The following is a 22,085-nucleotide window of genomic DNA, read 5'->3' on the forward strand; positions in this document are numbered from 1 at the left end:
GCGATCTCTCGTAGCGGGAGGCGAATCATACAGCACCAAGAAGCGCTGTCAACCACCATTTCAACCGCTTGCGATCATTCGATCGTAGCCCTTCCAACACCACCTTAACTACTTAACTCATTGAATCTCAAGGAGTTTGTCGTTCCGATGTCGCTGGAAGTGGGGCGCATTATAAGGGGATTCGAAACCCCGTCAACCTTTAATTTCAAGAAACCTTCATATCGCTGAAAAGCAAAGCGGGGAGGCCTGACGGCCTCCCCGCTTTTCAGTGCAACCCGCGGCTTCTAAAGTACACCAGCGCCGCGTAGTCGCTGCAGCTCGCCGGCACCCAACCCCAACACTTCCCCCAGCACCACGTCGGTATGCTCGCCCAACAGTGGCGGCGCCCGGCGATACTCCACCGGCGTCTCCGACAAGCGTATCGGGCTCGCGACCTGCGGTACGCTACCCGCCAACGGATGCGCCATACTTACCGCCAGCCCTCGCGCCAGCACCTGGGGGTCCTGGAACATCTGCGCCAGGTCATTGATTGGCCCACACGGCACCCCTGCAGCTTCCAGCTGGCGCACCCATTCAGCCGTGGTCTTGAACACCGTGGCTTGGCGTATCAGTGGAATCAGCTCGGCCCTGTTCGCCACCCGCAGTTTATTGGTCACAAAGCGCGGGTCATCCGCCCATTGCGGCTGCCCGGCCACTTCGGCGAACTTGCGGAACTGGCTGTCATTACCCACGGTAAGAATGAAGTCGCCATCCGCCGTCGGGAAATCCTGATAAGGCACTATGTTGGGATGCGCATTACCCAGCCGGCGAGGCGAGGTGCCTGTGGTCAGATAGTTCATTGCCTGATTCGCCAGGCAGGCCACCTGCACATCGAGCAATGCCATATCGACATGCTGGCCGACCCCGGTCTGATCCCGGTGGGCGAGGGCAGCAAGCATGGCAACCGTGGAATACAGCCCGGTCAGAATGTCGGTAAGCGCTACACCCACCTTCACCGGCCCTGCACCTGCCTCACCTTCCGGGCGACCGGTCAGGCTCATCAGCCCACCCAGCCCCTGGATCATGAAGTCATAGCCAGCGCGCTTGGCATATGGGCCGGTCTGGCCGAAGCCCGTAATGGAGCAATAGATAAGCTGTGGGTTGACTGCCTTCAGGCTCTGGTAGTCCAGGCCATAGGCAGCCAGCCCACCCACCTTGAAGTTCTCGATGACGATATCGCACTTAGCCGCCAACTCACGCACCAGGCGCTGCCCCTCGGGCTGGGTAAAGTCGATGGTCACCGAACGCTTGTTGCGATTGGCCGACAGGTAGTAGGCCGCCTCGCCGGTGTTCTCACCCTCGACATCCTTGAGGAAGGGTGGCCCCCATGAGCGGGTATCGTCGCCACTGCCAGGGCGCTCGACCTTGATCACGTCAGCGCCAAGGTCAGCGAGAATCTGGCCAGACCACGGGCCGGCCAACACGCGCGAAAGGTCCAGCACCCGCAGGTGTGATAGCGCGCCCATGGACTGCTCCTTATTAATAGAAGGCCTGGATACCGGTTTGCGCACGCCCCAGAATCAGCGCATGCACGTCATGAGTACCTTCGTAGGTGTTGACCACCTCCAGGTTGACCAGGTGGCGGGCCACACCAAACTCGTCGGAGATGCCGTTGCCACCGAGCATGTCGCGCGCCATACGGGCGATATCCAGCGCCTTGCCGCAGGAGTTGCGCTTCATGATCGAGGTAATCTCCACTGCAGCCGTTCCTTCGTCCTTCATGCGCCCCAGGCGCAGGCAGCCTTGCAGCGCCAGCGTGATTTCCGTCTGCATGTCGGCCAGCTTTTTCTGGATCAATTGGTTGGCGGCCAACGGGCGTCCGAACTGCTGGCGGTCCAGGGTGTATTGGCGGGCGGTGTGCCAGCAAGCTTCAGCGGCACCCAGCGCCCCCCAGGAAATACCGTAGCGAGCCGAGTTCAGGCAGGTGAACGGGCCTTTGAGGCCACGTACATCCGGGAAAATGTTCTCGTCCGGCACGAACACATTGTCCATGACGATTTCGCCAGTGATCGAGGCGCGCAGGCCGACCTTGCCATGGATCGCCGGAGCACTGAGGCCCTGCCAGCCTTTCTCCAGCACGAAGCCACGGATATCGCCCTCATCGTCCTTGGCCCAGACCACGAACACGTCGGCGATGGGGCTGTTGGTGATCCACATCTTGCTGCCGGTAAGACGGTAGCCACCGTCCACCTTCCTGGCCCGGGTAATCATCGAGCCCGGGTCGGAGCCATGGTTAGGTTCGGTCAGGCCGAAGCAACCGATCCACTCGCCACTCGCCAACTTGGGCAGGTACTTCTGTTTTTGTGCCTCGGTGCCAAATTCGTTGATCGGCACCATCACCAGCGACGACTGCACACTCATCATCGAGCGGTAACCTGAGTCGATGCGTTCCACTTCGCGGGCAATCAGGCCATAGCACACGTAATTCAAACCGCTGCCACCGTACTGCTCGGGAATGGTTGCACCCAGCAGGCCGATTTCACCCATCTCGCGGAAGATCGCCGGGTCGGTCTGCTCATGACGGAAAGCCTCGAGCACACGTGGGGCCAGCTTGACCTGGGCGAACTGATAAGCGCTGTCACGCACCATGCGCTCTTCTTCAGTGAGCTGCTGATCCAGCAGCAGCGGGTCGATCCAGTTGAAGCTTGCTTTACCGGCCATGAGCGAAATCCTCGTAATAGGGGGCAGTTTCTTGTGCCTTTGAGCCTAGGCTTGATCAGCCGCCGGGACAAACGAGGATTGCGCACCAATTAGTGATAATTTGTCACTTCGTAAATCGGCAAAACGCCATATTGACAGCCTTACAAGTGAGGTTGACGTACATGCGCCGCAAGATCCCCAGTACCGCCGCTCTGGTTTGCTTCGAAGCGGCGGCACGTAACGAAAGCTTTACCAAGGCTGCCCAGGAACTCGCCCTGACCCAAAGCGCCGTCTGTCGGCAGATCGGTGGGCTAGAAGCCTTCCTTAATGTGGAACTGTTCCGCCGCTCGCGCAGGGGCGTAAAGCTTACCGAAGCCGGCCTGTCCTACAGTCGCCAGGTGGCCACCCAGCTGGACGCCGTGGAACGCGATACCTTGTCGGTGATGCGCCTGCAGGGCGCCAATGTGATCGAGCTGGCGGTGGTGCCGACGTTTGGCACTCAATGGCTGCTACCACGGCTCAAGGACTTCCAGCAGCGCCACCCAGAGGTCACGGTCAATCTCACCAACCGCACCCGGCCATTCCTGTTTGCGGACACAACCTTCGATGCCGCCATCTATTTTGGTGATGCCGATTGGTCTGGCACCCAGTCGCACAGGCTGATGGGGGAAAACCCAGTACCGGTGTGCAGCCCGGTACTGCTGGATGGGCAGGGCAAGCTCGAGGCACGCCACATCGCGCAGCTTCCCCTGCTGCAGCAAAGCACGCGCCCCTATGCCTGGCGGCAATGGTTCGGCAGCGTAGGTATGAATGTTGAACGCGACATGACAGGCCCGCGCTATGAACTATTCTCGATGCTCGCCCAGGCGGCCATGCACGAAATGGGCATTGCCCTGATACCGCCGTTCCTGATCCAGCGAGAGCTGGAGGAGGGTAGGCTGGTGGTCGCTAACAGGCATGCCCTGAGTAGCGACAAGGCTTACTATCTGATGATTCCCGAACGCAAGGTAGAGTCAGCATCGCTACGTGCGTTTCGCGACTGGCTGGTGAGCCAGGCCCAGGCATACACAGGCAAAACAAGAACAAGTGCGACAAATTGACTCTGTAGTCAATTATTTTAAACACCTACAGATATATGTATTTGTCGCTTTTTCGAAAACTGTAATGCAGGCATAAAAATACCCTTTAACCCTGCTTAACACGCGGCTTTGCGGGTTATTTTGCGACATCCACCAATCCGTAAGCGAATTCTTCGCATTTTTTTTGTTTTTTTCTCCTAATCTGCAAATAGCCCATGCTTGACGGGCTGCAGCCTTATCGCTGCGACAAGCGGTCACAGGGTGACTTGTAGTTTTAACTTCGTTTCGCTCCAGAACCGGTTGAAGGCCTCTGGGTTCGTCTGCAAAATGCTTCGCCCGCCCGGTATCCGGCGGGCCGGCGCTCCACAGCCGCCCCAGCTCACCATCCGAAGTGTGCTGGCTTTTACAAAGACAAAAGGTCACCGCAGGAGAAATAGTCGTGCACATTGGTGTTCCTCTCGAGACGCAGACCGGTGAGACAAGGGTCGCTGCGACCCCCGAAACCATCAAGAAACTGATTGGCCAGGGCCATCAGGTCACCGTCCAACGGGGTGCAGGGCTCAACGCCGCCATTCCGGACAGTGCCTATGAGGCCGTGGGTGCTTCCCTGGGGAGCGCAGCCGACGCCTACGGCGCCCAATTGGTACTCAAAGTGGTCGCCCCCAACGACCAGGAATTGGCCCTGATCAACAGTGGCAGCCTGCTGGTGGGCATGCTCAACCCGTTCAACAGCGAACTGATCGGCAAGATGGCCGAACGCGGCATCACCGCTTTCGCCCTGGAGGCCGCGCCGCGTACCTCTCGGGCGCAAAGCCTGGATGTGCTGTCGTCGCAAGCCAACATCGCCGGTTACAAGGCCGTGTTGCTGGCAGCCCATCACTACCCACGCTTCATGCCCATGCTGATGACCGCTGCCGGTACCGTTAAGGCCGCACGCGTGCTGATCCTCGGCGCGGGCGTTGCCGGCCTGCAGGCCATTGCCACGGCCAAGCGCCTGGGTGCGGTGATCGAAGCATCCGATGTACGCCCAGCCGTGAAGGAGCAGATCGAGTCGCTGGGCGCCAAATTCATCGACGTGCCCTATGAGACCGACGAAGAGCGCGAGTGCGCCGAAGGCGTCGGCGGCTACGCCCGACCCATGCCGGCCAGCTGGATGCAACGCCAGGCCCAGGCCGTGCACGAACGCGCCAAGCAGGCCGATATCGTCATTACCACCGCGCTGATCCCCGGGCGCAAGGCACCGACCTTGCTCAGTGCCGAAACCGTGGCGCAGATGAAGCCCGGCTCGGTGGTCATCGACCTGGCTGCGGCCCAGGGCGGCAACTGCCCACTGACCGTTGCCGACCAGGTGGTGCAGGAAAACGGCGTGACCATCGTCGGCCCGACCAACCTGCCGGCGCAGGTGGGTGCCGATGCCTCGGCGCTGTACGCGCGCAACCTGCTGGACTTCATGAAGCTGCTGTTCGACAAGGACGGCGCGCTGGACATCAACCTCGAAGACGACATCGTCGCGGCCTGCCTGATGTGCCGTGATGGTCAGGTCGTCCGCAAGAACGGCTAAGGAGCACGACAATGGAAGACATGCTGATTTCCCACGGCATCTACAACCTGATCATCTTCGTGCTGGCCATCTATGTGGGCTACCACGTGGTGTGGAACGTCACCCCGGCGCTGCACACCCCGCTGATGGCGGTTACCAACGCCATTTCGGCGATCGTCATCGTCGGTGCCATGCTGGCTGCCGCGCTGACCGTGACCCCGGCTGGCAAGCTGATGGGCACGCTTGCCGTGGCCCTGGCTGCAGTCAATGTGTTCGGTGGCTTCCTGGTCACCCGCCGCATGCTTGAAATGTTCAAGAAGAAAACCAAGAACGAGGCGCAGAAGTAAGCATGAGCATGAATCTGGTAACGCTCCTCTACCTCGTCGCCTCGGTGTGCTTCATCCAGGCGCTCAAGGGCCTGTCGCACCCGACTACCTCGCGGCGCGGCAACCTGTTTGGCATGATTGGCATGGGGCTCGCCATCCTTACCACGGTTGGCCTCATTTATAAGCTAGGTGCAGAACTGGCCACCGCCGGCATCGGCTATGTCATCGTCGGCCTGCTGGTCGGTGGCACCGCCGGCTCGATCATGGCCAAGCGCGTCGAGATGACCAAGATGCCGGAGCTGGTCGCTTTCATGCACAGCATGATCGGCCTGGCGGCGGTGTTCATCGCCATCGCCGCCGTACTCGAGCCGCAGTCGATGGGCATCGTTGCCGCCATCAGTGACCCGATCCCTACCGGCAACCGCCTGGAGCTGTTCCTCGGTGCTGCCATCGGTGCCATTACCTTCTCCGGTTCGGTGATCGCCTTCGGCAAGCTGTCGGGCAAGTACAAGTTCCGCCTGTTCCAAGGCGCTCCTGTACAGTTCGCGGGCCAGCACAAGCTGAACCTGATCCTCGGCCTGACCACCATCGCCCTGGGCCTGCTGTTCACTTTCACCGGTCATTACAGTGCCTTCACCCTGATGCTGGTCCTGGCCTTCATCATGGGCGTGCTGATCATTATTCCGATCGGCGGCGCCGACATGCCGGTGGTGGTGTCGATGCTTAACAGCTATTCGGGCTGGGCAGCGGCCGGTATCGGCTTCTCCCTGAACAACTCGATGCTGATCATCGCAGGCTCCTTGGTGGGCTCGTCCGGTGCCATCCTCTCGTACATCATGTGCAAGGCGATGAACCGTTCGTTCTTCAACGTCATCCTCGGCGGCTTCGGTGGCGATACCGACACTGGCGCGGCGCAAGGTTCGCAAGAACAGCGCCCGGTGAAATCTGGTTCGGCTGACGATGCCACCTTCCTGCTCAGCAATGCCGACAGCGTAATCATCGTCCCAGGCTACGGCCTGGCGGTGGCCCGTGCCCAGCACGCATTGAAGGAGCTTACCGAGAAGCTGACCCACAACGGCGTAACCGTGAAGTATGCGATTCACCCAGTGGCGGGCCGCATGCCCGGGCATATGAACGTCCTGCTGGCCGAAGCCGAAGTGCCATACGACCAGGTGTTCGAGATGGAGGACATCAACGCCGAGTTCGGACAGGCCGACGTGGTGCTGGTGCTGGGCGCCAACGATGTGGTCAACCCGGCGGCGAAGAACGACCCCAAATCGCCAATCGCCGGCATGCCGATCCTCGAAGCGTTCAAGGCCAAGACCATCATCGTCAACAAGCGCTCCATGGCCAGCGGCTATGCTGGCCTGGACAACGAACTGTTCTACTTGGACAAGACCATGATGGTGTTCGGTGACGCCAAGAAGGTCATCGAGGACATGGTCAAAGCAGTGGAGTGACAACGGCCGCTGCAAACCAGCTGATATAAAGGAAGCCCCGGTCAGAATCTGTCGGGGCTTTCCTTTTATTGATCCGGATCAACGGCTCTACTTCAAGGCTTCTCATACGACCATGGTCGTGGGACGGCAATGGGCGAAATCTCTAGACTGCGCTGCAGTAGTTTCAGTAGCCCGAGATAACAATCCATGTACCGTGATCGTATCCGCTTGTCCTCCCTGCACAGCAAGGTAATGAGTGCGGCTGATGCCGCTGGTCTGATCGAGGACGGCATGACCGTCGGCATGAGCGGTTTCACCCGCGCCGGCGAAGCCAAGGCCGTACCGCATGCACTGGCCGAACGTGCCAAGCAGTCGCCACTGAAAATCAGCCTGATGACCGGCGCCAGCCTGGGCAACGACCTGGACAAGCAACTGACCGAGGCCGGCGTGCTGGCTCGCCGCATGCCGTTCCAGGTCGACAGCACCCTGCGCAAGGCCATTAACGATGGCCAGGTGATGTTCATCGACCAGCACCTATCGGAAACCGTCGAGCAATTGCGCAACCAGCAGCTGAAGCTGCCGGACATCGCAGTCATCGAAGCCGTGGCCATCACCGAGCAAGGCCACATCGTGCCGACCACCTCGGTGGGCAACTCGGCCAGCTTCGCGATCTTCGCCAAGCAGGTGATTGTCGAGATCAACCTCTCGCACAACACCAACCTCGAAGGCCTGCATGACATCTACATCCCGACCTACCGCCCGACCCGCACCCCCATCCCGCTGGTCAAGGTAGACGACCGTATCGGCAGCACCGCCATCCCGATCGACCCGGCCAAGATCGTCGGTATCGTCATCAGCGACCAGCCAGACTCGCCGTCCACTGTGCTGCCGCCAGATGATGAAACCCAAGGCATCGCCGACCACCTGATCAACTTCCTCAAAAAGGAAGTGGACGCTGGCCGCATGACCAACAAGCTCGGCCCGCTGCAAGCCGGTATCGGCAGCATCGCCAACGCGGTGATGTGCGGCCTGATCGAATCGCCGTTCGAAGACCTGACCATGTACTCCGAAGTACTGCAGGACTCCACCTTCGACCTGATCGACGCCGGCAAGCTGAGCTTCGCCTCGGGTAGCTCGATCACCTTGTCCAGCCGCCGCAACGCCGACGTGTTCGGCAACCTGGAGCGCTACAAGGACAAGCTGGTGCTGCGCCCGCAGGAAATCTCCAACCACCCGGAAGTGGTACGTCGCCTGGGCATTATTGGTATCAACACCGCACTGGAGTTCGATATCTACGGCAACGTCAACTCCACCCACGTCTGCGGTACCCGGATGATGAACGGCATTGGCGGTTCGGGCGATTTCGCTCGTAACGCCCACCTGGCCGTATTCGTCACCAAGTCGATTGCCAAAGGTGGCGCGATTTCCAGCGTGGTGCCAATGGTCAGCCATGTCGATCACACCGAGCACGACGTGGACATCCTGGTCACCGAGCAGGGCCTGGCCGACCTGCGTGGTCTGGCGCCGCGCGAACGGGCACGGGCGATCATCGACAACTGTGTGCACCCAGACTACCGCGCTGCGCTGAACGATTACTTCGATCGCGCCTGCCAGCGTGGCGGCCATACCCCGCACATCCTGCGTGAAGCGTTGAGCTGGCACGAGAACCTGGAAGAAACCGGGCGCATGCTGGCTAGCTGATGGAGAAGCGGCCTTGTGTCGCGATGGGGCTGCACAGCAGCCCCTTCTTTTTCAGCTGTAACGCCGCAATCCTGGGCCGGTCTGCGGCCTTGTCGCGACACAAGGCCGCACCATTACGACTGTGCTGCACAGTCCGGCCTTCCTTCTTTATAAAACTGTTCTACTGTACCGGTTTTCAACCAATCCTCGCCGCTTAAAACCATCTCCATCTCTTAAATCGCACCATATTCGTGCAGACCAGTACAGTTGCGCCATTTTCGAGTGCAACAGTAGGGTTACACAGTTAACTGAGCCATCGTCTTTCAACTGAACTGTATCTACTGTTATGGACAGCAGAGGAGGATCATTGGCATCAGTTAAATCACTACCTAATCCCGCCATAAGCGGAAGGATGAAGCATCATGGAACGTACCCTCAGTTCCGGTCTGGTTTTTGAAAGCAACGCCCAGCAATCCAACGCATCGATGCCGCTGCGCGCACTGTCCACCCTGCTGCTGTGGCAGCGCCGTATGGCCAGCCGCCGTCAACTGGCTCGCCTGGACAGCCGCCTGCTGGCCGACGCCGGTATCAGCGAGTCGCAGCGTTACGAAGAGCTGAGCAAGCCTTTCTGGCGCTAAGCACCGGCTTGCCGGCTGCGGCCGGCACCGCGAATTCCCAAACCCGTTGCAGGTCACTGCAACGGGTTTTTTATTGCCCGAAAGGCGCGTTGCAGAGCGCTCAAGGTCATTACCAGTACAGTTTTGTAAAAACCAATAATCACCATTACAGTTATCACGCACAACACGCGTTGACCTCCCAACGCAGCACCGCGTGATACGCTTGGCTTAACCGTCTGCTAGAACCAGTTGTTGAAACGTACCGTGACGAGCCCTGCAAACGTCCGATAGAGCAGAACCAACCTGACCCTACCCAGGAGTCCACGATCATGTCCCGTAAACACCTGCTTGGCGCCGCCCTGTTACTCGGCCTGGCTGGCACTGCCCACGCCACCAGCTTCGTTGTCACCACCGACACGGTAGTACGCGCCGTTGCCGCTTCCACTGACGCCACATCCGACCTTTCCTCGTCGTTCCGCGACGACAAGATCGTGCAGGCGGCCCGGGATGACGCCGCCACGTTCGTCGGCACTCAAGGCGATATCCGCGGTGCCCGCCTGGAAAGCGCCTTCGTGCACATCCGTTCGAACATGCCGGCCCTGCAAGCCAGCGATGCACAGCTGGCCCAGGCCATCCTGGCGCTCTGATACACCCTAGGCAAAACAGGTGCGTTGGCTAGAGCCCTCGCACCTGGGGTAGCCTTCGTCGTCCATTTTTCCAGCCTTCAAGAAAGCCCATGCGTTATCTGTTGCCGCTGCTGTTCTCCGTTGTCGGCATGGCCAGCGCCCATGCCATGGATACCACCACGCAAGGCCTGGTCATCTCGGGCTATGCCACCAGCCAGGTCACTACCGCGCCCTTCGATCGCAAACTGATCAGGCAGGCCCGTGATGATGCCGCCGCATTCGTTGCCAGCGATGGCGTGATCCGTGGTGCACGCCTGGAAGCCGCGCTGGAATCATTACGCCACAATTGTGCACGGCACACTGTCGGCGATCTGGAACTGGCGCAGGCAATTCTCGTCCAATAACTCACCTGACTCCCTGTATTTTTCGGAGATGCTCCATGCGTAAACCGCTGATTGCCGCTTCCCTCGGCATGCTGCTGCTGGCCGACCTGGCCCAGGCACAGACCCTGGTGGCTACCAGCAACATCATCGTGCGTGCCTTCGGCCGTTCGATCGACTTCACCTCGGATACCACCACGTCTATCCGTGACTCCAAAGTGGTGCGCGAAGCCCACGACGACGCTGCCAGCTTCGTCGCCAGCAACGGTGACATCCGCGGCGTCCAACTCGAGGCAGCCTTCAACACCCTGCGCGAGCGCTTACCGGAAGCGCGCGGCGCCAGCGACCAGGTACTGGCCGAAGCCATCCTCGCACTGTGATTCGCGCGCGCGCCTGGCTGCTCGGCTGCGCCCTGACGCTGCTCGGCACGCCCGCCTTGGCCGACCTGCAGCTAGAGCTGCAGGCGTCCGGCCTGGACCCGCAGCAAACCCAAGCCTCACAGGCCCTGCTTGACGAGGCCATGGGCAGGCTGCCGCCGCGCTTCAAGCAACAGTTGGACCGCCGCGTGCGGGTCAGCTGGAGCGACAACATGCCTGCCGACGCCTATGGGCAGGCATCACTGGTATCCACCCTCGAGCTCAACCGCCGCTTGCTGCCCAGCCTCACCGACGGCAGCGCCGCCACCGAGCGCACCAACCGCCCCCATGGCACGGTGCGTGAAGAGCTGCTGGCCACCGTGTTGCACGAGCTCACCCATATCTACGACCGTGCCCGCCTGTGGCCCGGTGCCGAGCGTTCGCTGATCGCCCGCTGCAAGCGCCAGCAGGGCACGCTGGGCAAGATCGGCCTGCCTGAAGAATGTCGAGGCCAGGCTGAACGTCGATTCACCCTCAGCGACGACCCGCGCCTGCTCGACCTGGCCGGCTGGCCACAATACGTGGGCCGACGCGGCGAGCGCGAGCAACACAATGGCCAGTTCGTGCGTAGCCCCGACAGCTATGAACTAAGCAGCCCCAAGGAATACATCGCGGTCAACATGGAGTACTTCCTCCTCGACCCAAGCTACGGCTGCCGCCGTCCGGCGCTGAACCAGTACTTGCGCCAGCATTTCGGCTGGGCACCGCAACAGGACACCTGCGCCAAGGGCCTGCCGTTCATCAACGCTGGCAGTGACTTCGCTCGCCAGCCACTGGGTGAGATCGACCCCGAGCGGGTCTATGAAGTGGACTACCTGCTGGCCGAAGCCAACCAGAACCTGGTCAGCCGCTGGGGTCACAGCATGCTGCGCCTGGTGATCTGCAAACCGGGCCGCCCACGCGGTCCAGACTGCCGCCTGGACCTAGACCAAAGCCTGGTGCTGTCGTACCGCGCCTTCGTCAACGACGTGCAGCTGTCCAGCTGGGACGGCCTGGTCGGTAACTACCCGTCACGACTATTCGTATTGCCACTGGGCCAAGTGATCGACGAATACACCAAGACCGAACTGCGCAGCCTGGCCTCGGTGCCCTTGAAGCTCAACCGCGAAGAAATCGAGAACCTGGTGCGCCAGGCCGCCGAGATGCACTGGAGCTATGACGGCAACTACTGGTTCCTGTCCAACAACTGTGCAGTGGAGTCGTTGAAACTGCTGCGCAGCGGCACAGCCAACCCGCGCATAAATGACCTGGACAGCATCATGCCCAACGGTTTGCTGGCCGTGCTAAAGGGCAGGGGGCTGGCCGACACCAGCGTGCTTGATGACCCGCGCGAGGCGTTGCGCCTGGGCTACCGCTTCGATTCTTACCGCGACCGCTACCAGGCCATGTTCGAAGTGCTCAGGAAACAGCTACCGATCAAGCAAGCCCTGGTTGAAGACTGGTTGGCCCTGGAGGCCGATCAACGTCGCAGCTGGTTCGCCAAGGCTGACCTGCGCACCAGCGCCGCGTTGCTGCTGCTCGAACAAGCCAGCCTTCGCCGGCAGCTTCTGCTGGCTCAAGACGAGGTCAAGCAGCGCTACCTGAATGCTGCGGCGCTGAAAGATGGCAGCGTCAACAAAGCTGACGCAACCCTCAAGCAGATGCTCGCCAACAGCGGTTTCCTCAGCCGTCCGGCAGAGTTGCTGGATGCCAAGGGCTACGGGCTGCCGCAACCCGAAGAGCGCAAGCACCTTGAGCAGGTGAGCAGCGAACGCCAGGCACAGCTGTTGCGCTTGAGCACCAGCCTGGACAAAGAGGTGAGGGCGCTGCTGGAGCCATCACGGGCCAAGGAAATTGCCGCGATCGAAGCCAATGTGAAGCAGATCGGCGAGCACTTGCGGGCGCTGCACAAGGCTGCGGGTGGCCTGCAATTGTGATGTTGCCTGTGCCGGCCTCTTCGCGGGTAAACCCGCTCCCACAGGGACTGCACAGGCCTTGAGGCTGCGGTGATCCTGTGGGAGCGGGTTTACCCGCGAAGAGGCCGGTACAGACAACACAGGCCTAAAGCTTCTCCTCAGCCTCGGAAGGCAATTGTTCATCCAGATGAAGCCAAGGTAGCCGACTGCCCACCCAGATATGCCGGTTGGCCCTGACCAGTTCCGGGTGATCCAGCGTCGCCACCGTCACATCCACCGTTTCCGGGCTGTGCGTGGTCACCAATGCCACATGCGCCCCGCAATGCCCACAGAAGTACCGGCTGCAACTGGCCGGTGCCACATAGCAGTTGGGTTCGCCCGCCAGCCACTGAAACCCCGAACGAGGCAGGGTGAGCCAGGTCACCACCAGCCCGCCGCTTACCCGGCGGCATATCGAACAATGGCAATGGGCGATGTCCGTCAGGTCGCCCTCCAACCGGTAACGCAAGGCGCCGCAATGGCAGCCCCCTTCGGTCACATTCTGCATCACCTACCTCTCGTCGCCTTTGCTTCGGCGAAAGCTGGCTGAAAGCTTGCCCTCATAGGATAGCGCCCACTACCGGCACGAGACCGGTCAGCCAGGGCACCCGGTAAAACCGCGCCCGGCCCAATCAACAACAACAATGGTGATTCTGATGTATTCCTGTGCCCGCCTTTTCGCAGTCCCCCTTCGCATGCTCCCCGCGCAGCGCCCAACGCGCTGATCCGCCCGAATCGACGTTCCTTTCGTAGCGCCACGCCTGGAGTATTGCCATGCTGACCTTCCTCGGCTTTGCCATGGTCATCACCTTCATGTACCTGATCATGACCAAGCGCCTGTCGGCCTTGATCGCGCTGATCCTGGTACCGATCCTGTTCGCCCTGTTCGGTGGTTTTTCCGCCAAGATCGGCCCCATGATGCTCGAAGGCATCAGCAAGCTCGCGCCAACCGGCGTGATGCTGATGTTCGCCATTCTCTACTTCGCCCTGATGATCGACTCCGGCCTGTTCGACCCGGCCGTGCGCAAGATCCTCAAACTGGTCAAGGGCGACCCGCTGAAGGTCTCGGTCGGCACCGCTGTACTGGCCCTGGTGGTCTCGCTCGATGGTGACGGCGCCACCACTTACATGATCTGCTGTGCCGCCATGCTGCCGATGTACAGCCGCCTGGGCATGAGCCCGCGGATCATGGCCGGCCTGATCATCCTCGCCGGCGGGGTGATGAACATGACCCCGTGGGGTGGCCCGACCGCCCGCGCTGCCAGCGCCCTGCACGTAGACCCATCGGACATCTTCGTGCCGATGATCCCGGCCATGCTGTTCGGTGTGCTGGCGATCCTGGCCATCGCCTACATGTACGGCAAGCGTGAACGTGCTCGCCTGGGCGAACTGCACCTGCCGACCGACGACATCGACCACAGTGAAATCACTGTCTCGCAATACCCTGACGCACGCCGGCCCAAGCTGCTGTACTTCAACGGTGCACTGACCGCTGCCCTGATGGTCGCACTGATCGCTGGTGTACTGCCGCTGCCGGTGCTGTTCATGATCGCCTTCAGCATCGCGATGATCGTCAACTACCCATGCCTGCAGCAGCAGAAGGACCGCATCGCTGCCCACGCAGGCAGCGTACTGGCCGTGACCGGGCTGATCTTCGCCGCAGGCATCTTTACCGGCATCCTGTCCGGTACCGGCATGGTCGACGCCATGTCCAAGAGCCTGCTGGCGGTCATCCCCGAAGCGCTGGGCCCTTACCTGGCGGTGATCACCGCGATCGTGAGCATGCCGTTCACCTTCTTCATGTCCAACGACGCGTTCTACTACGGCGTGCTGCCAGTGCTGGCCGAAGCCGCCAGCCATTACGGCATCACCCCGGTAGAGATGGCCCGTGCGTCGATCGTCGGGCAGCCAGTACACCTGCTCAGCCCGCTGGTACCCTCCACCTACCTGCTGGTGGCCCTGGCCGGTATCGAATTTGGCGACCATCAGCGCTTTACACTCAAGTGGGCAGTGTTGGTGTGCCTGTGCATAATGCTCGCCGCACTGCTGATGGGCATTTTCCCGCTGTTCAGTAGTCTTTAATACACACGTATCACCTACGCGACGCGCCCTGACCGGGGCGCGTCGCCATTACCGCTCGAAGGAAAATACATGGAATGGCTGACCAGCCCGGAAATCTGGGTTGCCTTTTTCACCCTTACCGCGCTTGAGATCGTCCTCGGTATCGACAACATCATCATGATCTCGATCCTGGTCAGCCGCATGCCCAAGCACATGCAGCCGCGCACCCGGATCTTCGGCCTGGCCCTGGCCATGGTCACCCGCATCATGCTGTTGCTGTCGATCACTTGGGTCATGCGCCTTACCGCCGACCTGTTCGTGGTGTTCGGCCAAGGCATCTCCGGGCGCGACCTGATTCTGTTCTTCGGTGGTCTGTTCCTGTTGTGGAAAAGCTCGCAAGAGATCTACCACGGCCTGGAAGGCGAAGACGAAAACCCGGACGAGCCAAAAGGCGCGGGTGGCAAGTTCTTCTATACCATCATCCAGATCGCCATCATCGACATCGTGTTCTCGCTGGACTCGGTGATCACCGCAGTGGGCATGGTTTCCCACGTTCCGGTCATGATCGCGGCCATCGTGGTTGCCGTGCTGGTGATGATGCTGTGCGCTGGCGCCATCAGCGACTTCATCGACAAGCACCCGTCGCTGAAGATGCTCGCGCTGTCGTTCCTGATCGTGGTCGGTACCGTGCTGATCGCCGAAGCGTTCGACGTGCATGTGCCCAAAGGCTACGTCTACTTTGCCATGGCGTTCTCGCTGGCAGTGGAAGCGATCAACATTCGCATGCGCACCGCCGCCGCCCGCAAGGCAGGCAAAGAGCATGACCCAGTGAAACTGCGCAAGGACATTCCGGGTCAATAAGATCAGGAAGTGCAGCACAGAAAGGGCCCTTCGTGGCCCTTTTTTCATTTCTGGTCGGTTTCAAACCCGTGCCAGCCATGCGAAGCTGGCGACAGCTGCGCAAAACAACTAAAGCTTTGAGTGAGCACCGAAAATTATTCCAATGCTCATGTTTCTTTTCTTGGCCCACTAGGCCATCGCAACAGGGGGCCTTCGCCATGCTGACCCTGCTCAACCTGCTCTCGGCCGTGACGCTTCTGGTCTGGGGCACCCACATCGTGCGTACCGGCATCCTCCGGGTATTCGGCTCGAACCTGCGGCGCATCATCAGCCAGAACATGGACAAGCGGCCGCTGGCCTTCATCGCCGGCATTCTGGTCACCGCCATGGTGCAAAGCAGCAACGCCACGGCCATGCTGGTCACCTCCTTCGTCGGCCAAGGCCTGATGGCCATGACCCCGGCCTTGGCGATCATGCTCGGTGCCGACGTGGGTACCGCACTGATGGCCCGGGTACTGACCTTCGACCTGTCATGGCTGTCGCCACTGCTGATCTTCCTCGGGGTGATCTTCTTCCTTTCGCGCAAGCAGACGCGGGCCGGCCAATTGGGCCGTGTAGGCATCGGCCTTGGGCTGATCATCCTGGCACTTGAGCTTATCGTGCAGGCAGCTGCGCCGATCACTCATGCCCAGGGCGTGAAAGTGCTGTTTGCCTCGCTGACCGGCGACATCATGCTCGACGCCCTGGTCGGGGCGATGTTCGCCATGATTTCCTATTCAAGCCTGGCCGCCGTGCTGCTCACCGCCACACTGGCCGGCGCCGAAGTGATCAGCCTGCCGGTCGCCATCGGCCTGGTAGTTGGCGCCAACATCGGCAGTGGGCTGCTGGCGTTCATCGGCACCAGCATGCAGAACGCCGCCGGGCGCCGGGTGGCCCTGGGCAGCCTGCTGTACAAGTTGATCGGCCTGGTGCTGATCATCCCGGTGCTGCACCCGCTGGTGGAATGGATGGACTCGTTGAGCTTCAGCCCGCAAGAGCTGGTCATCGGCTTCCACCTGCTCTACAACACGCTGCGCTGCCTGCTCATGTTACCCACGGTCAAACCCATGGGCCGGCTGTGCAACGCCCTGTTGCCCGAACGGGAAACAGGCAACGGGCAAGTGCGCCCACGCCACCTCGACGCCTCGGCACTCGAAACGCCCAGCCTGGCCCTGGCCAATGCATGCCGAGAAACCCTGCGCCTGGGCGATATCGTCGACAGCCTGCTCGAAGCCATGCTCGGCGCGTTGCGCGGTACCCAGGCGGCCTTGCCACAGCAGGTCCGCGCCTTGGGCGAAGATGCCGAAGCCCTGTACAGCGCGATCAAGCTGTACCTGGCGCAGATGTCGCGCGAGGACCTCAGCGAACAGGACAATCGCCGTTGGGCCGAAATCATCGAGCTGGCCATCAACCTCAAGCTCGCCTGCGACCTGATCGAACGCATGCTGCGCAAGGTCCAGCAGCAGAAAACCAGCCAGCGCCGGGAGTTTTCCCAGGTCGGCCTGGAGGAACTGACCGGCCTGCAGGAACAATTGCTGGCCAACCTGCGCCTGGGCCTGTCGGTGTTCCTCAGTGCCGACCCGGAAAGCGCCCGCTTGCTGCTGCGGGAGAAACGCAGGTTCCGTGCCCAGGAACGGCGCCTCGCCCACGCCCATGTCAGCCGCCTGCAGCGCAAGGTCGTGCAAAGCATCGAGACCAGTTCGCTACACTTGGAGCTGATCGCCGACATGAAGCGGTTGAACTCTTTGTTCTGTAGCAGTGCCTATGTGGTACTGGGCGGCTCGGACACCGGTGGGCTGATGCTCGACAGTGTGCCGGACGAAGCCCGCCAGCCGTGAATTCTTATAGCTAAGGACCCTCGCTCGCCCATGCGTTGCCTGATGTTCGTTTGCCTGCTGATCTGCAGCCTGCCCTCGATCGCCCTCGACCGCTCGCGGGTCGAAGGCTACCTGTTGCCCAATGGCCTGCAGGTCATCCTGAAAAACGGCTACGAACGTGATCATGTGGCAATTCGCCTGGTGGTCGGGGTGGGCCTGGATGACTTCGATTGCGAGCAGAAAGAACTGCCGCACCTGCTTGAGCACCTGTTGTTCAGCGGCATCGACGAAATGGGCGAGGGCGGCCTGGAAGAGCGCCTGCAGGCGCTTGGCGGCGAGTGGAACGCCTACACCAGCAGCGCCGACACGACTTTTGTCATCGAAGCCCCTGCGCGTAATCAGCGCAAGGTCCTCGACCTGCTGCTGGCGGTGATCCGCGATACCCGCATCGACGCCAAGGCCCTGGCCACCGCCAAGCGCATCATCGAACGCGAAGATGGCGGCCACTACGGCCACTTGCAGCGCTGGCTCGACCGCCAGGATATCGGCCACCCGGCCAGCGACCAGTTGGCCACCGAGCTGGGGCTGAAATGCCCGGAGCGCTCCAACCTCGACGACATGACCCTGGAGCAAGTACAGGCCTTGCGTGACCGCTGGTACGCGGCCAACAACATGACCCTGATCGTGGTCGGCGGCCTCGACCGTCTGCTGCCGGCGTATCTGGAGCGCACCTTTGGCGAACTGCCAGCAACTGAACCAGAAGAACGCCGAAACCTGGAAAGCATTACCCAGCAGGCCGAGCAGCGCCGCGACCTGACCCGTGGCTGGCTGGGCGACAGCGTCAAACTGCACTGGCTGTTCATCGAGCCCGTGCTGGACAACGACCACCAGGCCACCCTCGACCTGCTGTCGCGTTACCTGGACTGGGCGCTGTACGACCAGCTGCGCCTGCGCAATGGGCTGTCCTATGGCCCTTCGGTGCAACGAGAAAGCTTCGGCGACACCGGCCTGCTCAGCCTCAATGCCGACCTTGAGCGCGATGACATCGACAAGGCGGTGAAGGTGATGCAGGCGCTGTTCGACCACCTGCGCAAGGAAGGCCTCGACCCAGACACCTTTGCCCGCATCAAGGACGCCAGCGTCGCCAAGGAAAGCTGGAGTACCCAGGGTAACAGTGCCTTGGCCGACTACTACTGGGGTGCGCTGAACGACTATACCGACGGGCGCTTCGCCAACCCGGTGCGCAAGCTGCGCCAGGTCAGCCTGGCCCAGGCCAACGAGGCGCTGAAGGCACTGCTCAAGGAGGACGGCTACCTGCGCATCGAAAAGCCGTTGCTTGGCTATGACGAACTATACGGGCTGGTCGCGCTGATAGTGGGCCTGATACTGGCGGCCGGGCTGCTGCGCTGGCGGCGGCAAGGCCCGCAACGGCCGAGTGGTGCTACACGGCAGCGGTGAATCGGCGGTATCCTTTTGCCAGTACCGGCCCCTTCGCGGGCGTGCCCGCGAAGGGGCCGGTACCGCCAACTCATCCTTTCTGTCGTAGCCCCCAATGCCCCAAATCCCCCATATCGTCCAGCGCATCATCGAACTGCTCAAACGCTACCCCGGCATCATCGCGCTCGGCGGTTTCCTCTCCGGTATCGGCAGCTTCATCCTGGTCGATCGCCAAGCCGGCCTGGCCAGCTGGGTCGCCATACTCATGCTGGTCAGCTGGGTCTGGCTGATGCTGGAAAACACCCTCACCGGCTTGTTCGCACGCACCTTCAACCGCGAGATCCCGCAGCCACTATTGCGCTACGCGACGCAGATGATCCACCAGGAAACACTGTTCTTCGTGCTGCCGTTCTTCTTCATCACCACCACCTGGAACAGCGGCCAATTGGTCTTCACTGGCTTGCTTGGCGCCGCCGGCCTGATTTCGATCACCGACCCCCTGTACTACAAGTGGCTGGCACCCCGGCGCTGGCTGTTCCTGGCACTGCACACCCTGACGCTGTTCGCCGCCCTGTTGACTGCGTTGCCGATCATCCTGCACCTGACCACCGCGCAAAGCTTCAAGCTGGCCCTGATCGCAGCCATGGCCCTGTCGTTCCCAAGCCTGGCCAGTAGCTTCCCGATCAACAACTGGCGCCGCGCCGTGGCGCTGGTGGTGGTTACCCTGTCGGTCGGTGCCGGCGGCTGGCTGTTGCGCTCCTGGGTGCCGCCAGCAACCCTGTGGATGACCGAGGTGGCGGTGAGCACCGAAGTACTCAACCGCCAGCCAGGCGAATCGCTGGACGAGATTGCCGCCAGTCGCATACGCAGCAGCGGCCTGTACGCCTATACCGCCATCAACGCGCCACGCGGCCTGAATGAGCGGATCTACCATGTGTGGCAAAAGGACGGCCAGGAGGTCGACCGCATAGCCCTGGACATCCACGGCGGGCGCAAGGAAGGCTACCGGGCCTGGACCCACAAGCAGAACTTCCCGCCCAACCCGGTAGGCAAGTGGCAGGTAAGGGTGCTGACCGAAGATGGGCAGGTGATCGGCGTGCTGCGCTTCAAGGTGGCCGACGACGCACCGGCGCAGTAAGTGAAAAGGGGCTGCGTTGCAGCCTCGTAGCCCCCAACACAGCACATAATCAACAAACAGCCCATGCCCGCTGCGCTATGATCAGCCCCTAAGCCTTAGCGCCGAGTCAATTGCATGGAGCCTATGACCACCCCCAGCGCCATTCTGGACACCAGCAGCCAGCCGCCCTGCCTGCGCATTACCGGTGATTGGACCCTGGCGCATTACGCCAACCTCAAGCGCGAAAGCGAGCAACTGCGCACGCAATACGCTGCCGACACCGTCGCCGACCTCAGCCAGCTAGGCCGCCTGGACACCGCCGGCGCGTCGCTGCTGGCCGAGCTGCTAGGTTCCGAGCGCCTGTCGCGCTGTACCCAAGACCTGCCCGAAGCCAGCCGCGCACTGCTCAAGAACGTCTACTGCTCGGTCCAGGACTACTGCATCCCGGTCAAGGAGCCCGAGCGGAACGTACTGCTGATGCTGCTGGAACGCATCGGCCGCGCCGTCGGCACACTGTGGCAAGACTCCATGCAGTTGCTCGGTTTCGTCGGCGTCATCCTCGAAACCTTGCTGCGTCGCGCCCTGCAACCGCATCGCTGGCGCTTCACACCGGTCGTGGCACATATCGAACAGACCGGGCTGGATGCCGCGCCCATCGTCGCCTTGCTGACCTTCCTGGTGGGTGCGGTAGTGGCCTTCCTCGGTGCCACGGTGCTGGCCGACTTCGGCGCGACCATTTTCACCGTCGACCTGGTGGCGTTCTCGTTCCTGCGCGAATTCGCCGTGCTGCTGACCGCCATCCTCATGGCCGGGCGCACGGCCAGCGCGTTCACCGCACAAATAGGCTCGATGAAGGCCAATGAAGAAATCGACGCCATCCGCACCCTGGGCCTGAACCCCATGGAGCTACTGGTGGTGCCACGGGTGCTGGCCTTGCTGATTTCGCTGCCGTTGCTCACCTTTGTCGCGATGATCTGCGGCATGATTGGTGGCGCGGTGGTCTGCGCCCTGACGCTGGATATCTCGCCGGCCATGTTCCTGTCGCTGCTGCAAAGCGACATCGGCGTGCAGCACTTTCTGGTAGGCCTGGCCAAGGCACCCTTCTTCGCCTTCCTGATCGCCGCCATCGGCTGCCTGGAAGGCTTCAAGGTCAGCGGCAGCGCCGAATCGGTAGGGGCACACACCACCTCGGCGGTGGTGCAGTCGATTTTCGTGGTCATCGTGCTGGATGCGGTAGCCGCGCTGTTCTTCATGGAGATGGGCTGGTGAGTGATCAGGATCGCGTCATCGAAGCCCGTGGCATCTGCAACCGCTTCGGCCGCCAGGTGGTGCATGAAAACCTCGACCTTGACCTGTACCGTGGCGAAATCCTCGCCGTGGTCGGTGGCTCAGGTAGCGGCAAATCGGTGCTGCTACGCAGCATCATCGGCTTGCGCCGGCCCAATGAAGGGCAGATCAAGGTGTTCGGCCAGGACTTGGCCGGCCTGCATGAAGAACAGCGCTCGCTGGTCGAGCGGCGCTTTGGCGTGTTGTTTCAGAAGGGCGCGCTGTTCTCTTCGCTGACGGTGACCGAGAACGTGGCCTTGCCCCTGATCGAGCACGCCGGGCTGTCCCGGGCCGATGCCGAGCACCTGGCCGGCGTGAAGCTGGCCCTGGCCGGGTTGCCGATCTCGGCCGCCGACAAGTACCCGGCCTCGTTGTCGGGGGGCATGATCAAGCGTGCGGCGCTGGCCCGCGCACTGGCCCTGGACCCGGACATCCTGTTCCTCGACGAACCCACCGCTGGCCTGGACCCGATCGGTGCCGCCGCGTTCGACCAGTTGATCCTCACCCTGCGCGATGCCCTGGGCCTGTCGGTGTTCCTCATCACCCACGACCTCGACACCCTGTACACCATCACCGACCGCATTGCGGTGCTGTCGCAGAAAAAAGTCCTGGTGGCCGGCCCGCTGGCCGAGGTCGAGCAGACCAACGACGCCTGGATCCAAGAATACTTTCACGGCCCACGCGGGCGCGCAGCCGAACAGGCTGCCACCCGTGCCGGGCAGGAGCGCTGAG

The 22,085-nt window shown here is 61.6% G+C and carries 20 protein-coding genes; 17 read left to right on the top strand and 3 right to left on the bottom strand.

The window, feature by feature from the left end; genetic code table 11:
- Nucleotides 1–284: 284 nt before the first annotated feature.
- Complete coding sequence (locus DM807_RS03670) at nucleotides 285–1,505, bottom strand: CaiB/BaiF CoA transferase family protein (protein ID WP_012269963.1); 1,221 nt, start codon at nucleotides 1,503–1,505, stop codon at nucleotides 285–287.
- Between the two features lie 13 nt (nucleotides 1,506–1,518).
- The gene (locus tag DM807_RS03675) at nucleotides 1,519–2,700 is read right to left on the bottom strand and encodes an acyl-CoA dehydrogenase (protein ID WP_179027061.1); all 1,182 of its coding nucleotides are present in this window, start codon (nucleotides 2,698–2,700) and stop codon (nucleotides 1,519–1,521) included.
- A 161-nt stretch (nucleotides 2,701–2,861) separates the two neighbouring features.
- On the opposite strand from DM807_RS03675, the gene DM807_RS03680 reads away from it, so the two are divergent.
- The 10 genes from DM807_RS03680 to DM807_RS03725 all read left to right on the top strand — a co-directional run bounded on the left by DM807_RS03680 (nucleotide 2,862) and on the right by DM807_RS03725 (nucleotide 12,698).
- Nucleotides 2,862–3,779, top strand: coding sequence for a LysR family transcriptional regulator (locus DM807_RS03680; protein ID WP_012269961.1), 918 nt, complete (start codon nucleotides 2,862–2,864; stop codon nucleotides 3,777–3,779).
- A gap of 418 nt (nucleotides 3,780–4,197) precedes the next feature.
- Nucleotides 4,198–5,319 carry a Re/Si-specific NAD(P)(+) transhydrogenase subunit alpha gene (locus tag DM807_RS03685; RefSeq protein WP_179027062.1) on the top strand — a complete coding sequence of 374 codons (1,122 nt, stop codon included), beginning with the start codon at nucleotides 4,198–4,200 and terminating at the stop codon, nucleotides 5,317–5,319.
- Nucleotides 5,320–5,330: 11 nt separating this feature from the next.
- The gene (locus tag DM807_RS03690) at nucleotides 5,331–5,645 is read left to right on the top strand and encodes an NAD(P) transhydrogenase subunit alpha part 2 (protein WP_003256966.1); all 315 of its coding nucleotides are present in this window, start codon (nucleotides 5,331–5,333) and stop codon (nucleotides 5,643–5,645) included.
- A 2-nt stretch (nucleotides 5,646–5,647) separates the two neighbouring features.
- The gene (locus DM807_RS03695) at nucleotides 5,648–7,084 is read left to right on the top strand and encodes an NAD(P)(+) transhydrogenase (Re/Si-specific) subunit beta (protein ID WP_003252919.1); all 1,437 of its coding nucleotides are present in this window, start codon (nucleotides 5,648–5,650) and stop codon (nucleotides 7,082–7,084) included.
- A 186-nt stretch (nucleotides 7,085–7,270) separates the two neighbouring features.
- On the top strand, nucleotides 7,271–8,764 hold the full coding sequence (locus tag DM807_RS03700; RefSeq protein ID WP_012269958.1) for a succinyl-CoA:acetate CoA-transferase ScpC: 1,494 nt from the start codon (nucleotides 7,271–7,273) through the stop codon (nucleotides 8,762–8,764).
- Nucleotides 8,765–9,165: 401 nt separating this feature from the next.
- Entirely contained in the window at nucleotides 9,166–9,381 is a 216-nt protein-coding gene (locus tag DM807_RS03705) for a DUF1127 domain-containing protein (RefSeq protein ID WP_012269957.1), read from the top strand.
- A gap of 308 nt (nucleotides 9,382–9,689) precedes the next feature.
- Nucleotides 9,690–10,007, top strand: coding sequence for a DUF2388 domain-containing protein (locus tag DM807_RS03710; RefSeq protein ID WP_012269956.1), 318 nt, complete (start codon nucleotides 9,690–9,692; stop codon nucleotides 10,005–10,007).
- Between the two features lie 89 nt (nucleotides 10,008–10,096).
- A complete protein-coding gene (locus DM807_RS03715; protein ID WP_012269955.1) occupies nucleotides 10,097–10,390 on the top strand; it encodes a DUF2388 domain-containing protein in 294 nt (97 codons plus the stop codon).
- A gap of 35 nt (nucleotides 10,391–10,425) precedes the next feature.
- A complete protein-coding gene (locus DM807_RS03720; RefSeq protein ID WP_179027063.1) occupies nucleotides 10,426–10,746 on the top strand; it encodes a DUF2388 domain-containing protein in 321 nt (106 codons plus the stop codon).
- On the top strand, nucleotides 10,743–12,698 hold the full coding sequence (locus DM807_RS03725; RefSeq protein WP_179027064.1) for a DUF7844 domain-containing protein: 1,956 nt from the start codon (nucleotides 10,743–10,745) through the stop codon (nucleotides 12,696–12,698). The genes DM807_RS03720 and DM807_RS03725 overlap by 4 nt, the downstream gene beginning before the upstream one ends.
- A gap of 124 nt (nucleotides 12,699–12,822) precedes the next feature.
- Here DM807_RS03725 and DM807_RS03730 read toward each other — a convergent pair whose 3' ends face one another.
- Nucleotides 12,823–13,224, bottom strand: coding sequence for a GFA family protein (locus tag DM807_RS03730; RefSeq protein ID WP_012269952.1), 402 nt, complete (start codon nucleotides 13,222–13,224; stop codon nucleotides 12,823–12,825).
- Nucleotides 13,225–13,490: 266 nt separating this feature from the next.
- Between DM807_RS03730 and DM807_RS03735 the strand changes: the two genes are divergently transcribed.
- The 7 genes from DM807_RS03735 (at nucleotide 13,491) to DM807_RS03765 (ending at nucleotide 22,084) form a co-directional block, all read left to right on the top strand.
- Nucleotides 13,491–14,798, top strand: coding sequence for a CitMHS family transporter (locus DM807_RS03735; protein ID WP_012269951.1), 1,308 nt, complete (start codon nucleotides 13,491–13,493; stop codon nucleotides 14,796–14,798).
- A 69-nt stretch (nucleotides 14,799–14,867) separates the two neighbouring features.
- Nucleotides 14,868–15,638 carry a TerC family protein gene (locus DM807_RS03740; protein ID WP_012269950.1) on the top strand — a complete coding sequence of 257 codons (771 nt, stop codon included), beginning with the start codon at nucleotides 14,868–14,870 and terminating at the stop codon, nucleotides 15,636–15,638.
- A gap of 197 nt (nucleotides 15,639–15,835) precedes the next feature.
- A complete protein-coding gene (locus tag DM807_RS03745; RefSeq protein ID WP_012269949.1) occupies nucleotides 15,836–17,494 on the top strand; it encodes a Na/Pi cotransporter family protein in 1,659 nt (552 codons plus the stop codon).
- Between the two features lie 30 nt (nucleotides 17,495–17,524).
- Entirely contained in the window at nucleotides 17,525–18,931 is a 1,407-nt protein-coding gene (locus tag DM807_RS03750) for a M16 family metallopeptidase (RefSeq protein WP_012269948.1), read from the top strand.
- Between the two features lie 94 nt (nucleotides 18,932–19,025).
- Entirely contained in the window at nucleotides 19,026–20,048 is a 1,023-nt protein-coding gene (locus DM807_RS03755; protein WP_179027065.1) for a DUF5924 family protein, read from the top strand.
- A gap of 114 nt (nucleotides 20,049–20,162) precedes the next feature.
- Complete coding sequence (locus DM807_RS03760; protein WP_012269946.1) at nucleotides 20,163–21,296, top strand: ABC transporter permease; 1,134 nt, start codon at nucleotides 20,163–20,165, stop codon at nucleotides 21,294–21,296.
- On the top strand, nucleotides 21,293–22,084 hold the full coding sequence (locus tag DM807_RS03765) for an ABC transporter ATP-binding protein (RefSeq protein ID WP_012269945.1): 792 nt from the start codon (nucleotides 21,293–21,295) through the stop codon (nucleotides 22,082–22,084). The genes DM807_RS03760 and DM807_RS03765 overlap by 4 nt, the downstream gene beginning before the upstream one ends.
- The last annotated feature ends 1 nt before the right edge of the window (nucleotide 22,085 follow it).

The organism is Pseudomonas hunanensis, from assembly GCF_013393325.1.
Taxonomy (GTDB): Bacteria; Pseudomonadota; Gammaproteobacteria; order Pseudomonadales; family Pseudomonadaceae; genus Aquipseudomonas; species Aquipseudomonas putida_P.

Bases quoted from the DNA above. Each gene is read 5' to 3' on its own strand.
- DM807_RS03670 (WP_012269963.1), bottom strand. From the start codon at position 1,505: ATGGGCGCGCTATCACACCTGCGGGTGCTGGACCTTTCGCGCGTGTTG.
- DM807_RS03675 (WP_179027061.1), bottom strand. From the start codon at position 2,700: ATGGCCGGTAAAGCAAGCTTCAACTGGATCGACCCGCTGCTGCTGGAT.
- DM807_RS03680 (WP_012269961.1), top strand. From the start codon at position 2,862: ATGCGCCGCAAGATCCCCAGTACCGCCGCTCTGGTTTGCTTCGAAGCG.
- DM807_RS03690 (WP_003256966.1), top strand. From the start codon at position 5,331: ATGGAAGACATGCTGATTTCCCACGGCATCTACAACCTGATCATCTTC.
- DM807_RS03695 (WP_003252919.1), top strand. From the start codon at position 5,648: ATGAGCATGAATCTGGTAACGCTCCTCTACCTCGTCGCCTCGGTGTGC.
- DM807_RS03700 (WP_012269958.1), top strand. From the start codon at position 7,271: ATGTACCGTGATCGTATCCGCTTGTCCTCCCTGCACAGCAAGGTAATG.
- DM807_RS03705 (WP_012269957.1), top strand. From the start codon at position 9,166: ATGGAACGTACCCTCAGTTCCGGTCTGGTTTTTGAAAGCAACGCCCAG.
- DM807_RS03710 (WP_012269956.1), top strand. From the start codon at position 9,690: ATGTCCCGTAAACACCTGCTTGGCGCCGCCCTGTTACTCGGCCTGGCT.
- DM807_RS03715 (WP_012269955.1), top strand. From the start codon at position 10,097: ATGCGTTATCTGTTGCCGCTGCTGTTCTCCGTTGTCGGCATGGCCAGC.
- DM807_RS03720 (WP_179027063.1), top strand. From the start codon at position 10,426: ATGCGTAAACCGCTGATTGCCGCTTCCCTCGGCATGCTGCTGCTGGCC.
- DM807_RS03730 (WP_012269952.1), bottom strand. From the start codon at position 13,224: ATGCAGAATGTGACCGAAGGGGGCTGCCATTGCGGCGCCTTGCGTTAC.
- DM807_RS03735 (WP_012269951.1), top strand. From the start codon at position 13,491: ATGCTGACCTTCCTCGGCTTTGCCATGGTCATCACCTTCATGTACCTG.
- DM807_RS03740 (WP_012269950.1), top strand. From the start codon at position 14,868: ATGGAATGGCTGACCAGCCCGGAAATCTGGGTTGCCTTTTTCACCCTT.
- DM807_RS03745 (WP_012269949.1), top strand. From the start codon at position 15,836: ATGCTGACCCTGCTCAACCTGCTCTCGGCCGTGACGCTTCTGGTCTGG.
- DM807_RS03750 (WP_012269948.1), top strand. From the start codon at position 17,525: ATGCGTTGCCTGATGTTCGTTTGCCTGCTGATCTGCAGCCTGCCCTCG.
- DM807_RS03755 (WP_179027065.1), top strand. From the start codon at position 19,026: ATGCCCCAAATCCCCCATATCGTCCAGCGCATCATCGAACTGCTCAAA.
- DM807_RS03760 (WP_012269946.1), top strand. From the start codon at position 20,163: ATGGAGCCTATGACCACCCCCAGCGCCATTCTGGACACCAGCAGCCAG.